11 protein-coding genes are annotated in these 15,201 nt (G+C 54.8%); 2 read left to right on the plus strand and 9 right to left on the minus strand.

Going from position 1 to position 15,201, the window contains the following annotated elements:
• Nucleotides 1–30: 30 nt before the first annotated feature.
• The 8 genes from A3GO_RS0109835 to A3GO_RS0109870 form a co-directional block, all read right to left on the minus strand.
• Entirely contained in the window at nt 31–1,002 is a 972-nt protein-coding gene (locus A3GO_RS0109835) for a NapH/MauN family ferredoxin-type protein (RefSeq protein ID WP_029133250.1), read from the minus strand.
• A complete protein-coding gene (locus A3GO_RS0109840) occupies nt 999–1,889 on the minus strand; it encodes a 4Fe-4S binding protein (protein WP_029133251.1) in 891 nt (296 codons plus the stop codon). The genes A3GO_RS0109835 and A3GO_RS0109840 overlap by 4 nt, the downstream gene beginning before the upstream one ends.
• Nucleotides 1,889–3,166, minus strand: a complete 1,278-nt coding sequence (gene nosD / locus A3GO_RS23415; protein ID WP_245621708.1) for a nitrous oxide reductase family maturation protein NosD — start codon at nt 3,164–3,166, stop codon at nt 1,889–1,891. Before nosD ends, A3GO_RS0109840 begins: the two co-directional genes overlap by 1 nt.
• Nucleotides 3,167–3,248: 82 nt before the next feature.
• On the minus strand, nt 3,249–4,433 hold the full coding sequence (locus A3GO_RS0109850) for a hypothetical protein (RefSeq protein ID WP_029133252.1): 1,185 nt from the start codon (nt 4,431–4,433) through the stop codon (nt 3,249–3,251).
• 97 nt (nt 4,434–4,530) lie between these two features.
• Nucleotides 4,531–5,265: a c-type cytochrome gene (locus A3GO_RS23420; protein WP_051302099.1), complete on the minus strand. Its 735-nt coding sequence runs from the start codon at nt 5,263–5,265 to the stop codon at nt 4,531–4,533.
• 303 nt (nt 5,266–5,568) lie between these two features.
• Nucleotides 5,569–5,892, minus strand: a complete 324-nt coding sequence (locus tag A3GO_RS0109860; protein WP_029133253.1) for a c-type cytochrome — start codon at nt 5,890–5,892, stop codon at nt 5,569–5,571.
• 107 nt (nt 5,893–5,999) lie between these two features.
• Nucleotides 6,000–8,300 (minus strand): Sec-dependent nitrous-oxide reductase, encoded by a 2,301-nt coding sequence (gene nosZ, locus A3GO_RS0109865; protein WP_029133254.1) that lies wholly within the window; start codon nt 8,298–8,300, stop codon nt 6,000–6,002.
• A 296-nt stretch (nt 8,301–8,596) separates the two neighbouring features.
• On the minus strand, nt 8,597–8,911 hold the full coding sequence (locus tag A3GO_RS0109870) for a c-type cytochrome (protein WP_029133255.1): 315 nt from the start codon (nt 8,909–8,911) through the stop codon (nt 8,597–8,599).
• A 282-nt stretch (nt 8,912–9,193) separates the two neighbouring features.
• Between A3GO_RS0109870 and rapA the strand changes: the two genes are divergently transcribed.
• A complete protein-coding gene (rapA, locus tag A3GO_RS0109875) occupies nt 9,194–12,082 on the plus strand; it encodes an RNA polymerase-associated protein RapA (RefSeq protein WP_029133256.1) in 2,889 nt (962 codons plus the stop codon).
• A 362-nt stretch (nt 12,083–12,444) separates the two neighbouring features.
• Here the strand turns inward: rapA and A3GO_RS23425 are convergent, their stop codons facing one another.
• Nucleotides 12,445–14,571, minus strand: a complete 2,127-nt coding sequence (locus A3GO_RS23425) for a bifunctional diguanylate cyclase/phosphodiesterase (RefSeq protein WP_051302101.1) — start codon at nt 14,569–14,571, stop codon at nt 12,445–12,447.
• A 322-nt stretch (nt 14,572–14,893) separates the two neighbouring features.
• Here A3GO_RS23425 and A3GO_RS0109885 point away from each other — a divergent pair.
• The coding region (locus A3GO_RS0109885) for an IS110 family transposase (protein WP_245621710.1) at nt 14,894–15,201 on the plus strand (308 nt) is incomplete at its 3' end.

Genomic DNA, 15,201 nt, shown 5'->3' on the forward strand with positions numbered 1-15,201 from the left:
CGCCTTGGGGCGCCCCTAGCTTATCGCATTTTACAGATGCTTTCCGAGACCTTTTATTTCGAATCGGAGTGAATTGGTGGGGCAGACATCGACGCACATGCCACAGCGCGTGCAGTCCGCACTTACATCCACCTCAGTATGCACCGCCTTGCCCTTCACCGTCATGTCAAGCACGTGGGGAACCAGGCACACCTTGCGGCATTCACCCTCATGATGACAATCCTTCAGTACAAATTTCACCCGCAGTGGAGAGAGTGCCCCAACCACGCCATAGGTGATACCAATAGGACAGACATAGCGACACCAGGCGCGCCTGGAGTAGAACACCTCGAACAACAGCACCAGACCGACCCAGATCAGGGCCACACCGGGACCATAGATCAGTGCCCTGCTTACGATACCGGTGACAGATATGGTTTCAAAAATTGTATAGCCAGTGATCAGGGCCAGCAGCGCAAAGATCAGATAGAAGAGTGAACGCACCTTGCGATTAAACGAATGATCCTTCACCCACCCTTTGTCGGCAAGATAGAGGTGGACACTCTCCGCCCACTCGGACAGCAGGTGGTAGGGACAAACCCAGGAACAGAAAGTACGCCCACCCAGTAAAACCCATAGGACAAAAATCGTTGCGGTACCAATCACCAGGTTCAAGACCATATGCTTAAACGCCAGGGTCACTTGCAAGGCGGAGTTCAGATCCGCCATGTGGAAACCCATGAATCTTGATGCCGTCAGCGCCCCTTCCAGCAATTGGACATCGAAATAGTAGGAGACCACAAACAACAAGTTGATCACAAGCAACGTGGCCCAGCGCCGGTTGCGCCATTTTTTCGCATCCCGGGCATGCGCCTGACGCGCCACATCAAAAGCCTCTTTATCGAAAGGATTCTGCTTTTTATAGACATGGACCGCCAGCGCCTCGGGGGAAATTTCCGATTTTTCAGGGCGCCTGGGTTCGCTACCGAACAGTTGCCGAAAGGATTCTATAATGTAGCTCATGAGGCACCCCGCATGTTGTCCGCATCCTGCATGATGTCAATAACGATTGCCGGCGGTTCCGGGGGACAGATCATTTCACAAACGCCACAACCGACACAGCCATCAAGAATCACCGGTTTCATCCGCTTGATGCCGTCATCACCGCCGAAAGGTTCAAACGCTATTGCATGCTTTGGCGGACACTCATTACCCTGCCGCTGGGCAACCCGGTCCTTGTTCTGCTCACCTTCTGCTTCCGCTGCGGCGCACTGGGCAATACGTATTTCAATCGGACACTGGCGCACACAGAGATCGCACAACTCCAGATCATAGGGATAATCCGCGACCGGAATGGGATTCCACCGGTCAATCTCGTCATACCGCAACAATCCGGTATAGTCGGGACCACGCGCCAGCCCCTTGAATCCCTTGCCCTGAATGGCAAGGCATTTTCTCGGCTCTGCCACCTTTGCAAAACCCATGCGGGAATCCGCGGGGTAATCCAGATCATGGGTCAGGGCTCCCGTGGGACAGGCGAGCACACACTGCAGGCCGTCGCAGGAGAAGTCACACGCCTGTTCACGGGCGTCGATATAGGGCACACCAATGCCTACCCCCTTATCCAGTTCGGCAAGCTTAATCGCATTGACCGGACAGACCTGCACACATTGGCCGCACTTGATACAGGAAGAGAGAAAATCCCGTTCATCCGAGGGTGTTTTGAGCGCGCCGGGCGGCCGCAGCGCCAGACTTTTTCCCTGGACAACCGGCAGCAACCCGACCAGGGAGAATCCCATTACACCTACGGCCAGGGCGGAGGTTCGCAGAAACTCACGCCGGTTTTGTTCAACATGTTTGGCGCTCAGCTTTCGCTTGGCGGGTCTGTTTGATTTGCTCTGCTTGCTCATTATTGCACTGCCTCCGCAGACATCAGCGGCTTTTCATCACGTAAAATCATATCCGGATCGGTAAAGGGAGCGAGGCGCTCAAGAAAATCGAGCACCTCCAATACCGGAGAACCTTTGAAAAACTGCGCATAGGGAACATCCATCCAGATTCGGTCGGCATACCCATACAGTTCGTAAGGCCGATCACCCACGCCGTCGAGATCCTGGTCAAAGCCCTCGTAGTCATCCCAATAGTTACCACTCCAGTCATTCCTTTTAGCGGTTTTGCCACCGCCCACGGCAATCTGGGTGATATTTCCTTTGAACCGGTTTCGCTCGAAAATATTGCCTTTCCAGTCATTCAGAAACTGTATTCCGATACCGCTGAAGGCAATCAGATTACCGGTCAGTCGGTTGGTAGCCTCTGGATCATAAGGCGATATATCCAGATAAATACCGGTAGCGCAGTAGAGGATGCGATTGTCATGCACATCCACATCCGATGTCTCCTTGAAACCGATTCCCATGCCAGTAGGACCGATGGCATGGGCGATATAGTTGTTGCGAATAACGACGCCGTCACTGTACATCAGAAAAATACCCACCTGATTGTCTTCATAGTGGTTCTCCAGCACTTCGTTGTGCTGGGCGTACATGAAGTGCAGCGAATAACGGCCGCCCCGGGCATCATTGCGCGCAATCAGATTATCTTTCGAGTACCAGACCACCATATCGCGCGAGTCACGAATAATGTTATCGGTAATCTTGTTGTTGAAACTGTACCAGAGGCGGATGGCGTCACCGCGAACACCAATCTCAACCGGCTTGGAGGAGATCCGGTTTCGGCGAATAATATTGTTTTCCGCCTGCCCAAGGTCGATTCCAAACAGACTGTTATCAATCACATTGTCCTTGATGACATTGAAGTTGCCACGCACCTGAATGCCTGAATCAATGTCGTTGTGAGAGTCGCCCGAATTGGTCAGTCGCAGCCCTTTAAGGGTAACGCCATCTGAGTCCAGATAAATGACTGAACCCTTGCCTCCGGCATCAATCACCACCTTACCCTGGCCATCGATGACCAGAGACTTTTCGATACTGACCGGACCGGCATAGGTTCCCGGCGGTGGCATCAAGATATCATTTTCATTCGCGGCATCAACCAGCGCCTGAAACGATGGATACTCTTCCGCCGAAAGCAAGGCAGAAAGCAGGGACAGCAGTAAAGCGATAGAAAAACGCAACGTACGCATAGATTCCCGTTTGGTAGTGCCCAGGCACAGTCCTTTCAGACTCATCAAATTCGCGCCCGTTCAACCTTGGAATCGACAGACCCCCGTGTACTCAGGAGAGATTACACGGAGGTGTGTGGGCTATAGACTAAACATCCTTGAACTGCTTCTTTCGTATCAGCGCTGCAACAGCCAGGATGGGAGAGAGCGCCAGCATAATAAAGAAGCCAATATAGGGATAGGAGTGGGTTGCAAACTGCGCAACCTTACCATCACCAAACACTGTCGGCATAAAGGGTTTGACCGCAAAGGCCCCCATTGCGTTCAGCGTATGGCCATACCACCAGAGCCAGGCGGCATAATCGATGACAAAAAATACCGGCAGAGCCATCGGCACCAACACCAGCAGCCAGTAAAGAATTCCGCCGTTCTTGCGTGCCCCAAAGACCAGCAGCACCATCGCGCCCGCGAGACCGATGAATGCCGCATGCAGGGCAATCTTGAGATTGGCCACCATGGGCACGATCTCTTCCTGGTTATTAAAATAGCGGCCCAGGCTTTTTCCGTAATGCCACGTCATGACCTGGAAACTGCTGCCATTCCAGGGCTCATCGACACGCCCATGCTCCAGATCTCTCTCATAGGTAAGCTTGAGATGCTCGATCATGCGCTCTTTATCGGAAACAGCCTCTACCTGAACAGGCGCATCTTTATCGGAAGGCAGATCAACCACCACCCCCGAATCCTCAAGAGATTTTTTCAGAACTCCGACAATACCACCGATCACTATATCCGGCTCTTCCTGCTCATCACCGGCCTCTTGATCCATCGATGTGACCATTGCTTCCACATAGCCCGCGCTCTGGAGATGAAACCCATCCTCACCATAGATTGTGAGGTACATCCACACCAGCAGACCGGCAAAGGCAACACTCATGATGGCCATGCGCAATTTCGGCCTGACGCAGATAAAACCCACCAGCATGATGCCCATAAAGGTCATCAGAAACTGCCCGAAACCTCTCTCCACCGGGCCACCCGCAGCAATCGGATACATGCCGACGTAGTGATTGATGGTATCCATCTCGTGTACACAATCGAGGGCGATATCTTCCTGAATTTCCGCCTTATTGACCTTTTGGCAGCCGTTGAACACACCGTTCATATGGAAATGGATGCGCACCCCATCTGGAAATGCCTCTTCCGGATAGTTGGGCGCCGTCAACGAAACCCACCAGATCGGAGAGTAGAAGATCACAGCCATCAATCCCAGTGCGATAAAACCCAGGACGGCCACAATGATTGTCTGCTTTTTACTATTTACTGCATTCATGGCAAGAGACGCTTCAGGTGTTGAAAAAGAGGCGGGCGATCACCCGGTCGCATGATTCCGTAAATACGACACCACACGACCGGGTAATTTTACTGGATCAATCGAAATCCGGATTCTTCCAGTCTGCGGAAGGAGCCAGATCCTCTTTTTTCACCGGATAGCGGGAGATGTAGTTAATAACCATCTTCATATCCTTGTCAGTGAAGTTCTTGATCTGCTCTACCATGTCGGGATTGGCGTTGCGGCGCTTGCCGTCACGAATCCACTCGAACTGGCGCAGCATGTAGGCATAGTGTTGCCCCTCGATACGGGGATAGAACTTCTCCTTATCGCCTTCACCATGTTCACCATGACAGCGCACACAGTTGTCGGCATAGAGTTTCTTGCCCTGCTCGAATTCAGGCGTACCCTCCGCCCACTCGCCCTTGCCGTTTTCCGGGTTCATTGGCAGCCCTTCGATATAGGCGGTCACGTCGGCCAAGGCCTGCTCGTCACCAATCGACTCGGGTAGTGCGAACGGATACATGGTTGGATTATCGCGATTCAAGGCACGAATATCCGCCAGCTGCTTGATCAAAACCGGACGATGCTGCCCCGCCAACTGCGGGAAAGTACCATCCGTAAAGCCCCAACCTTCCGGCATATGACAGGCGGAACAGACTTCATAAACATCCCGGCCGTTTTCCAGGTCCGGCTCAAGATGCATGGCTTGATCCGTTTCACCGCTCGTGGTGCCCTTGCTCCAACTGGAGGTATCGGCAGCATTGATGCCAAAGCTGAGACTGATCGCCACTGCAGCGGCCAAACCGTTAAGTACAGGTTTTACACTCATCACATTTCTCCTGATTGCCCTATCTAACACGGACAATTACAGCACTAGTTTTGTGCCCGCTATCCGCGGACTCTTAATCTGATCGACTGGATTGCAAATCGACAAATGGTGACGTCCGATAAGGACGCCGGCGAGGTTGCCACAATGAATATAAGATTTCATTGATACAGATCAACCACACCTGTCATGCGATTTTCCGGGAAACCACCCTCTAACCAGTCTGAAGCACTGGTTGAAAGTCTCTCATATCAGCCATGGTTCCTGCATTGAGAACTATCAATAGAGGGCAATTCCCGACGAATATCACTGTTGTGTAGCCAGCCAATCAGCCAAAACTCGCATCTCTTCCTCATTGACCAGGCCCATCACTCCCTTCATGGCCGCCGTCTGGCCATTGGAGCGTGCACCGGACTTGATATCCTTCATCTGATTGAACATGTAGTCCGCATTCTGGCCAGCCAGAGAGGGATAAAAAGGCATCAGCGGGGTTTTCGCGTCCTTGCCGTGACAGGACCAGCAGGTTTTGGCCTTATAAAGTGCCGCACCATCTGCCGCCACTGCGGCAGCACCCACCATCAATGAAGTCACCGCAGTCAAAGCTACGGCCAAGAGTTTAATTTTGTTCATAACGAATACCTCACAACTATAAAGGTTTGAGAGAATACAAAAGGAGAGGGGCTCCAGCAAGAGCCCCTCTCCCCTTTCAGGTCAATTACCTTATGGTATTAAGTAAACTACTTGGCTTCGACCTTAACCGCACCATTTTGCTCAAGGTGGGTCTTGGCACGCAGGCCCATATCGGCAGTCTTCACCTGATACTGCCACCACTGACCTGCCCAGAGTGTTGCATTCTGGTAGTCACCTTTGGCGGCAAAGCCTTCGGCCTTTTTCTTGGCCTCATCCGCAAAGCCAAGCTGCTCGGTGGCATCTTCAACCAGTGCAACAACCGACGGGAAGTCCTTGAAGTTGTGGCTGGTGATGAAGGCGACTACTGAGTCAATAACCGCTTGAGTCTCTACGTTGGTTTTAACCTGCTTCTCATAGTCAGCCTTGGTGTACTGCTCACCTTCCACCATTGCCCCTTCCTTGGCCTGGTAACCTTTTGGCTTAACCAGCAGGTAACCCTGCATCTCCAGATGGAGTGCGGAGCAGAACTCGGTGCAGTAGTACGGATAGACACCGGCCTTATCAGCAGTAAAGGTGTAAGAAGCTGTCTTACCCGGCTCGATCGACAGGTTGACGCTCTGACCATAGAGTGCGAAACCATGTACCTCGTCCTCAGCACGCTCAAGATTGGTGAGATGGATAGAGACCTTATCACCCTCTTCCACTTCGATGATCTCGGGTGTGATGTGCGAACGAATCACCGTACCGTAAACATGGGTTACGCCGTCTACTTTTTCGGTTTTCTCACGACCGGCACGGGTCCGGAAGGGAGAGCGCTCATCGGTACGACTGTTCCAGCCGGATTTATAACGTACGGCCGGTTTCAGCTTGTCGGCCTTGATGGCAACCGCATAGTGGGGTTCGCCCAACGGCAGCGGCATATCATAGAGCAGCTGCATCTTGTCGCCACTGATATCGATCAACTGATGGTTCTGCGGATGCAGCGGGCCCACCGGATTGAACCGATCAATAGCCAACTTATTCAATGAAACCAGATACTTGCCATCCGGAGTCACGGAATCACCCTCCATCGCCATCAAGTGACCGATGTTGTAGTGAATATGCAGTTGATCCAACACCTTGCCTTCACAGTAGTCCCACTTGGTGACCATGGAGTCCACGTAGATTGAGGTGTAAACGGTACATTTCTTGGAATCATACTGGGTGTGCAGCGGCCCGAGACCCACAGCCACCTGAGTATGCAGGGCATCCTTCAGGGCGATAATGGGTATGCCGTAGGGATCTTTCCCTTCGAACTTCTTGGCCGCCATCGCTTTCTGGATCTTTTCCCAACTGTAAACCCATGCATGGCTATCCAGTTTACCGGATACGATGATATGGGTACCGTCAGGATTGACGTCGACGCCGTGCGGGCTCTTGGGCTCTGGCACCAGATAGACCAGCTCTTCCTTGATCGCCTGAGCCATCGGGATCATGTAGGAACCGTTAACTTTTTCAACCTTGCCTGCAGCGACCAGTTCGGCAGCCTTCTTCCAGTTGGTGATATGCAGGAAGTCGGTATCCTTCTGGGAACAACCAGCCTCGAAAGGAGGACGACCCTTTTCGATACCACCCACATAACGCTCAGAACAGAATGAGTTGGTGAAACCCCAGCCATAGGACGCATTCTTACCGGCATCCGACAAATCCTGACTGTAGGGAGGCAATTCAAAAGTAAATGACTGGGCAGGATCAATACGCCCTTTCTTGTCATCGAACTTCCAGTAGGTCACACCACCACGATACTTGTCATTAAATTCCGACAGCGGCACAAAGTCGGTGCTGAAGGGTGCTGCGTACTGCGCGGCCTCCATCACATACTCGCTGTTGGGTGTAAAGAAAGCACCACCGTGCGAAGACTTGAAGAAGGGGTTAACCACGATCTGCTTGGTTTCGAAGTCGTGCAGATCAATCACCGCGAGACGGGGATTGGCCTTGTCGTTGATAACCAGGTACTTGCCGTTGTACTCGCCCTCAGTCTCAGTGAATGCAGGATGGTGGGTATCACCCCAGGTGATATCCTTGCCCTGAATACGCCCCTGCTTGAGAACCTCTTTGGACTCATCATCAAAGCCATAGCCCTGCCAGGGTTCCGGGGTGAATACACCGATGTACTTCAGGATACGCATGGACGGAATACCGTACACGATCACCTGACCACTCTGTCCGCCGGAAGCGAAAACGAGATACTCGTCACGACCGCCAGTAGGGGTGTAGGTCTTAGCCGCAGCCAGCAGATCTTTCTGCGTCAGGCCACGCGCTTTCATGACATCTTCGAGCGACGCCTGGGAATATGCACTTGACGTTGCGCCCAGACCCATTGCCAGGCCCAGCATCAGCGACAATGCTCGCTTTTTGTTCACTTTCATGAGACACGTCTCCGTTTAAGGACTTTATTCTTGCGCTATAAACGCTATTGTTAGAATTGCAGTGGCATGGTGCGCTGAGGCTCGAACGAAATCATTGACTTCGATCAATCAATCAAGGCATATACCAAAATAATTGCGGCAAATAACACATTTGTTTTTGACGGGGTGATTTATATCAGAAAAATACTCGGCTACCAAATCTACCGTACTGCCCAATAAAATTTTTAGTGGCAAAACATAAAAAACGCCGGACAGTCTCCGGCGTTTTTTATTCAATTGCAATAGTGGGGCTTAGATCACTGCGCGGCCAACCACTCAGCGATCGCCTGCAGCTCTTCTTCACTCACCGACATGACAATACCTTTCATGGCAGCGGTCTGACCATTGTTACGGGCACCGCTTTTGATGTCCTTCATCTGGTTCAGCGCATACTGTGCATTCTGGCCCGCCAGCTTCGGGTAGACCGGCATGATTGGAGTCTTGCCATCCGCACCATGACAGGCGGCACAGCCCTTGGAAGCATAGAGCGCGGCACCATCAGCGGCAGCAGCGTTACCGGCGAGACCCAGTGAGAGCAGGGCAGCGCCTGCGAACATAGCAATGGTTTTCATCTGTACATTACCTTTCTTCAGTTGAATAAAACCGCCCCGTCATCATAACCACGAATCGAAGAGCCGCATTGAAAAATAGGAATCTATACTATCATTCTTCCCCGACTGTCAATCCATAACATTTCCATGGTTGAAATCAGCCGGCTTCCCGTCGGGGACTGGACACCCGGCCTTATCCGTTACCCGAAGTCCTGGTCCGCACACTAAATATGAGCGGCATTAGAAAATAGCCCTCGATGGGCGTATCCTTCCGCCCTCGAAAAAAAGGGACGACAGCGGATCATGACAAAGCATAACTTCATCCCGGGACAGCGCTGGATCAGCGATACCGAACCTGAACTGGGTCTGGGCATTGTGACAGAAAAGTCAGGCCGCACCCTGACCTTGCGGTTCAGCGCCGCTGCGGAAGTCAGGACCTACGCGATCGACAACGCCCCGTTGACCCGTGTACTGTTTCAGGTCGGTGACACTATTGAATCCGACCAGGGCTGGTATCTGACAATAGACTCGGTCCATCAATCCGGCGACGGCCTGCTGACCTACGCCGGCACTCGAGCAAACGCGGTAGCAGGTACGCTTGATGAACAGTCTATCAGCGCTTTCATGCAGTTTAACCGCCCCCAGGCTCGGCTGTTTACCGGCCAACTGGATGGCAATATCTGGTTTGAGTTGCGCAAGGCCACCCTGACCCGACAACAGGTTCTGAAGCAATCCGATCTGATCGGACTGGGTGGTGCCCGCACCGAACTGCTGCCCCATCAGCTCTATATCGCCCATGAAGCGAGCCGCCGGCTTGCCCCCCGGGTACTGCTTGCGGATGAAGTGGGACTGGGCAAGACCATTGAGGCGTGCCTGATCCTGCATGCCCAACTGCTGACCGAACGGGCGCACCGGGCGCTGATTGTTGTGCCACCCCCCCTGCTGCACCAATGGTTGGTGGAACTGCTGCGCCGCTTCAATCTCAGGTTCAGTCTGTTTGACGAAGAGCGCTGCCAGGAAATCGAATCCTCAAACGAAGGCGACAACCCTTTCCTCTCCGAACAACTGGTACTTTGCGGGCTTGATCTGCTTACCCACTCTCCGGACAGACTGGACCAGGCCCTCGCTGGCGAATGGGATATGCTGATCGTGGATGAGGCGCATCACCTGGAGTGGCATGAACAAAACCCCAGCCCGGCCTATCAGGCCATCGAGTCACTGGCCGGCAGGATCCCGGGGGTATTGCTGCTGACCGCGACCCCTGAACAACTCGGCCGCGACGGACACTTTGCCCGATTGCGACTGCTCGACCCGGACCGATATCCCAGCCTGGCGCAATTTCAACAGGAGCAGACCCGCTACCAGTCCATTGCCGATGCCGTCGACTGCCTGGTCTCGGACAGGCCCATATCCGAACCGGAAGCTGAACTGCTGGCGGACACATTAGGGGAAGCACCGTCAACCCCCCTGCTCACCGACATCCGGAATGCCCAAGCATCTGCAGCACAGCAGCAACAGGCCAGAACCCGGTTAATCGAGCTGTTACTTGACCGGCATGGTACCGGGCGCGGTATGTTCCGCAATACCCGCGACCGGATCAAAGGTTTTGCACCACGGCTGTTTCACAGCTATCCACTTACGCTGCCCGACATCTACCAGTCCGGCGAACGCACCGCGTTAGCGGCGTCCCGGCAGCTGCAGCCGGAGTGCGGACTGAAACAAGCGCCCGGCAATGAGTGGTGGCGCAGCGATCCGCGGGTGGCGTGGCTGATCGACCTGCTGAAGCAATACCGGCGGGAGAAACTGCTCCTGATCTGCGCCCACGCCTCGACCGCCATCGGCCTTGAGCGGGCGCTGAGAGTCCGGGAAGGCATGCATGCCGCCCTGTTTCACGAGGGGATGAGCATCATCGAACGCGACCGCGCGGCAGCCTGGTTTGCGGACCGGGAACAGGGGAGCCAGATCCTGGTCTGTTCAGAAATCGGCAGCGAAGGCCGTAACTTTCAATTCGCCCATCACCTGATTCTGTTTGACCTGCCCGAAAACCCGGACCTGCTGGAACAAAGGATTGGCCGGCTGGACCGGATCGGCCAGAAGCGACAGATTGAACTGCACGCACCCTATTTCAGGCACAGCGCCCAGGAGGTACTGCTGCGCTGGTATCACGAGGGGCTCAATGCCTTTGTACACACCTGCCAGGCTGGACAGCAGATTCTGGAACAGTTGAGCCCTGCGCTGCACCAGGCCTGCACGACCTACCCGGACAACCCGGCTGATCTGCATCGGCTGCTGGAGCGGACCAGGCAGCTGCACGAGGAGATCAGCGCCACGCTGAAAAATGGCCGCGACCATCTGCTGGAATTGAACTCATGCCGGGAACAGGTGGCTAACCGGCTGGTGGAACGGTTGAGCATGATTGACCGGACATCCGGACTGGCCGGTTACATGGAGCAGATCTTCGCTGCCTATGGCGTGGAGGCCGAGCCCCACTCCAGCCAGAGCCTGGTAATCCGCCCGGGCCAGCAGATGCTGACCGAACAGTTCCCCCATCTGCCGGAAGAAGGGGCAACCCTGACTTATGACAGGGATACTGCCCTGGCCCATGAAGACCGGCTGTTCTTGACCTGGGAACACCCCATGGTACTGGACGCCATGGGTATGATTCTGGAAAGCGGGCACGGCAACTGCAGCGCCATGGGCATTCGCCACCCTACCGTCCCGTCCGGGACACTGGCACTGGAGATGTTGTTTGTCCTCGAATGTCCCGCCCCCGGGGTATTGCAGGCCGCGCGCTTTCTGCCACCGACACTGCTTCGAGCGGTCATTGATCAGCGACTCACCGAGCGCGGCGATATCATCGAACAGGCCGTTCTGGAAACGACGCCCCACCCGCTGCCAAAGCCGGTCATACATAAAATCGTCACACCGTTGCGTAAGCATATCCTGGCGATGATTTCACAGGGCGAACAGGACATTGCCAACCAAGCCAGGCCACGACTACAGCAAGCAAAGACGGCAATGAACCACTACTACGCAGAAGAGATCGATCGCCTCAAAGCCCTTCATAAGGTGAATCCCTATGTCCGGCAGGCAGATATTGATCTACTCGCCAACCATCAGGATGAGTTGAACAGCCATCTGGATTCATCGCGTGTGCGGCTGGACAGCATTCGGTTGCTGATCGGACTCTAACCCGGCAGAGAAAGCAGCAGTAGGTCGCGTTAGCCGCAGGCGTAACCCGACAGCCGGGGCTCATGACCACGGCGCAGCCGGCCAAATTATTCGGCGGATTACGCTGCGCTAATCCGCCCTACGGCGATGAAACATGAAGTAGTGCAGATCGCATTAACCGAAAGGCGTAACCCGACAGCCGGGACTCATGACCACAGCGCAGCCGGCCAAAATATTCGTCGGATTACGCTGCGCTAATCCGCCCTACGGCGATGAGTCATGAAATGGTGTAGGTCGCGCTAGCCGAAAGGCGTAACCCGACAGTCGGGACTCACGGCCACAGCGCAGCCGGCCGATATCTGTATTCAGTTGCTGATCGGACTCTAGTCCAGCAGCAGCTTGCCGTCTTTATCGGCCAGCGGCATCGGCCGGGCGATGCCATAGCCCTGGGCAAAGTCCACTCCGATCTCCCGTAGCAGTCCCAGCACCTGGTCGTTTTCCACAAACTCTGCAATGGTCATCAGCCCCATCACCTGGCCGATCTGGTTAATCGCCTGGACCATCGCGCGATCGATCGGGTCGCTGGCCAGGTCCCGGACAAAGGCTCCATCAATTTTCAGATAATCGACCGGGAGGTTTTTCAGATAGGCGAATGATGAGAGACCACTACCAAAATCATCCAGGGAAAACCGGCAGCCGGCCTGCTTCAAAGTACGAATAAAATGGCCGGCCGAAGCAAGATTGGCGATGGCGGCGGTCTCCGTGATCTCGAAACTGATCATCCCGGCCGGAATTCTGAATTCCTCCAGTTTTTCGCCAATATAGGCCAGGGTATCCGCATCATTCACCGAGCCCCCGGAAAGGTTGATGGCGAAGCAGTAACCACCCGGCACCAGGGTTTCATACTCACGCCCGATCAGGTTGAACACCTGATTGACCACCCAGCGATCAATCCGTGGCATCAGGCCAAACCGCTCAGCCGCCGGGATGAACTTGTTCGGCGGCACCAACGCGCCGGCCTCATCCCGCATGCGAATCAACACCTCATAATGACCACTGTGGGTCGAATGCCCGTCGATGGGCACGATGGGTTGCGCATAAAGACAGAACCGACCCTCGTCCAGGGCGCTGTGTATACGCGCCACCCAATGCATCTCACCCTGGCGCTCTGCCGCCTCACCGACATTGGACCGGTACACATGTACCTGATTCCGCCCACCTTCCTTGGCCGCATAACAGGCGGTATCCGCCGCGCTCAAAACCTGCTCGGCCCGTTCGCTCTCCGCGGTAATCGAGACAACACCGATACTGACACCAATCGCGTATGACTTGTCATCCCAGGCAAAGCGCAAATCTATGATCGACTGGCGCATCTTGTTGGCGATTTCCAGCGCAGCGGATTCAGCGCAATCAACCAACAACACGCCGAATTCATCGCCACCGAGGCGGGCAAGCGTATCGCCGGCGCGGATATGCTGTGAAAGCCGGGTAGCTATCTGCCGCAGCAGTTCATCTCCCGCAACGTGCCCGCAGGTATCGTTAACAATCTTGAACTGATCAAGATCGAGATACAGCATGCCATGTACTCGCCCCGTCTCCATGGCATCCCGCAACAGGTTATCCAACCTGCTGTCGAAACTGCCCCGGTTGACCAGGCCGGTCAGCGTATCGTGTGATGCCTGCCAACTGACCTGCGCCGCCAGGCTCCGGGTCTGACTGACATCACGAAATACCAGAACAACACCGTGAACATGCGCCTGCTCGTCGCGGATCGGGGCCACCGACTGCTCAACAGCAATGCCGATACCATCCCGGTGCAGCAGAATCAGCTCCTGATGCCGTCCACCCGCCCGTGGCCGGTTTTCCAGACAGCTTTCAATACTGTTTTTCAGGCGTGCGGCACCCTCGTCCATGGCCTGAAATACCTGTTCCAATGGCAACCCCCTGGCGGTCTTAAGGCGCCAGCCGGTCAACTTTTCGGCCACCAGGTTCATGTAGGTAATATGACGCACCCTGTCCGCGATGATCACGGCATCCGTAATAGCGGAGAGAATGGAGCCTGTAGCCAAATCCAATCCCTGATGCACCCGCATCGGGGATGGTGACCAGGCAGTTTCGTCCGCCGGATCACTCTGATCAAATACCTGAACCAGCACAGGCCCGGACTGATCCGGCAGTGGTTTGACGACGATCATCTGGTTCAGGTCCAGGCCGGACCTCCGGTATAGCGGCAACAGGGGGACGCCGGGGGAGGCGTGCAACACCGCCGACTCGCCTCTCAGCAATGCAGCATCGATTGCCCGTTCAAGTGCAGAGCCGGAAACTTCCGGCAGCAGATCCGACAAGAGACTATCCACAGCGGGTGCAACGCCAATACCGGTGGCCGACACCATCCAACGATTCCAGTTGACGATACGACCATCTGCTCCCAGTACGAACAGCCCGACGCTGCAGTGATCCAGCACCAGGGGTGCCAGGGAAAGATCGTCATCCAGGTTCGTTTCAGCCATCCGTCACTCTGCAGTATTCCAGGTCGCGCACCAAACCACCCCGGCCCCTAGTCCGGTCAGAAAACCAAAAAAATGGATTTCACTGGACAATCTGGAGCCGGAACGGCATTAGGTGATTATGGCGAGATGTAGCGACAGCAGCAGCCCGTTCTTTACCCCGCACCAGCGGAACAGGTACAGAAATCAGACCGGGTCCACAAAAATCCACCGCGAATGAATGTAGGTCGATGAGATGGCCTCCTCCCCCCCGTACCGGCGTCGATGCGCCATGATGGAAGNGAACCAACCATCAAAGGTGGAGGAGAAGGCCATGAAACAGCTTATGACAATCGGTTTGGATTTGGCAAAGCATACGTTTTTTATGGTAGCACTGAACAGTGCAGGTCAGCGGCAATGGCGCAAGAAGCTCCGTCGCAAGCAGCTGCTGAGCCACTTTGCCCAGCNCCCCCCATGCCGTGTGGCGATGGAGGCCTGCGCNGGCGCCCACTACTGGGCCAGAGGGTTGCAGCAACTCGGTCACGAGGTGGTGCTGCTGCCCCCGCAGCACGTGAGGGCTTACCTGCGCGGGCAGAAGAACGATTACAACGATGCTGAAGCCATCGCGGAGGCGTGTCTGCAGGGACGGATTCG

The sequence above is a fragment of the Sedimenticola selenatireducens DSM 17993 genome, assembly GCF_000428045.1.
In the GTDB taxonomy this organism is placed as follows: Bacteria; Pseudomonadota; Gammaproteobacteria; order Chromatiales; family Chromatiaceae; genus Sedimenticola; species Sedimenticola selenatireducens.

Excerpts from the sequence above, each read along its gene's own strand:
- A3GO_RS0109835 (WP_029133250.1), bottom strand. The coding sequence starts at position 1,002 with ATGAGCTACATTATAGAATCCTTTCGGCAACTGTTCGGTAGCGAACCC.
- A3GO_RS0109840 (WP_029133251.1), bottom strand. The coding sequence starts at position 1,889 with ATGAGCAAGCAGAGCAAATCAAACAGACCCGCCAAGCGAAAGCTGAGC.
- nosD (WP_245621708.1), bottom strand. The coding sequence starts at position 3,166 with ATGAGTCTGAAAGGACTGTGCCTGGGCACTACCAAACGGGAATCTATG.
- A3GO_RS0109850 (WP_029133252.1), bottom strand. The coding sequence starts at position 4,433 with ATGAATGCAGTAAATAGTAAAAAGCAGACAATCATTGTGGCCGTCCTG.
- A3GO_RS23420 (WP_051302099.1), bottom strand. The coding sequence starts at position 5,265 with ATGAGTGTAAAACCTGTACTTAACGGTTTGGCCGCTGCAGTGGCGATC.
- A3GO_RS0109860 (WP_029133253.1), bottom strand. The coding sequence starts at position 5,892 with ATGAACAAAATTAAACTCTTGGCCGTAGCTTTGACTGCGGTGACTTCA.
- nosZ (WP_029133254.1), bottom strand. The coding sequence starts at position 8,300 with ATGAAAGTGAACAAAAAGCGAGCATTGTCGCTGATGCTGGGCCTGGCA.
- A3GO_RS0109870 (WP_029133255.1), bottom strand. The coding sequence starts at position 8,911 with ATGAAAACCATTGCTATGTTCGCAGGCGCTGCCCTGCTCTCACTGGGT.
- rapA (WP_029133256.1), top strand. The coding sequence starts at position 9,194 with ATGACAAAGCATAACTTCATCCCGGGACAGCGCTGGATCAGCGATACC.
- A3GO_RS23425 (WP_051302101.1), bottom strand. The coding sequence starts at position 14,571 with ATGGCTGAAACGAACCTGGATGACGATCTTTCCCTGGCACCCCTGGTG.